We start from the raw sequence: 1,043 nt of genomic DNA, 5'->3' as shown, positions 1-1,043 counted from the left end.
CTTCATGACCACGCCGGCGTTGAGGTCCGATTCCGCGGTCAGACCGCGCGTGCACAGGTTGCCGATGGCATCGGTCTGGGAATCGGCGGCGGTGACGTAGGAGATGAAGGCGATGAACAGCAGTACCGGGATCAGCAGCGTCGATAGCGGCAACTGCCCGAAGAGGGTGTACAGCACGTTCTCGACGCCCTGGTCGCTCAGCACGGCGTAGAGATCCACCTCGGTGTGCGTCTGGAAATGGAGCGCGGTACCGGAGAAGATCACGATCCAGACGCTGGCGAACAGGGCCGGGTAGAGCAGGTTGACGCGCAGGAACTGGCGTACGGTATAGCCCCGCGAGATCTTGCCCAGAAAGAGCGCGGCCACCGGTGCCCAGGCGAACCAGACCGCCCAGTAGAAGATCGACCACCATTGGGGCCACTCGTCTTCCCCCGCCGTGCCGGTGAACAGGCTCTTGGAAAAGAAGTTGTCGACGAATACCCCGAAGGATTCGACGCCCAGTGCCAGGCTGAAGATGGTCGGCCCGACCACGAAGGCGAACAGGCCCAGCGCCAACAGTAAGGCGGCATTGAGCGCGGAGAGGCGCGCGATGCCTTTCTGCAGCCCGCTGGCGGCGGAAAGCACGAAGGTGGTGACGATGATGGCGACGACGATCCCCAGGCGCAGCGGCGTGGTCTCGCCGCCGAGATACTGGTTCATTCCGCCGGTGAGCGTCAGTGCCCCGGTGCCCAGCGAAGAGGCCATGCCGGCGACCAGCGCATAGAGCGATACCGCATCGATCAGACCGGAGAAGCGCTTGATGCGCGGGCCGAACAGCGGTTCGAGCATGCTCGAGATCGAAAAGCGCAGGCGCAGGTTGTAGAAGGCCAGGGCGAAGATCAGCGCGGGCACCGCGTAGATCGCGTAGGGGGTGAAGCTCCAGTGCAGGAACATGGTTGACATCGAGAAGATCATCGCATCGCTCGACCCGGCGTCGAGCCCGCTCGAGGCGGGTGGGCTCATGAAGTGATAGAGCGGCTCTGCGGTGGTCCAGAAAAGAACGC

At 63.7% G+C, this 1,043-nt stretch carries 1 protein-coding gene; it reads right to left on the bottom strand.

Features of this window, described 5'->3' with window-relative positions:
• A partial coding sequence (locus BIS11_RS18445; protein WP_253586845.1) for a BCCT family transporter occupies window positions 1–1,043 on the bottom strand: 1,043 nt, incomplete at both ends.

The organism is Halomonas sp. 707D4, from assembly GCF_024158685.1.
Taxonomy (GTDB): Bacteria; Pseudomonadota; Gammaproteobacteria; order Pseudomonadales; family Halomonadaceae; genus Vreelandella.
This window is presented reverse-complemented; position numbering and strand designations above follow the sequence as displayed.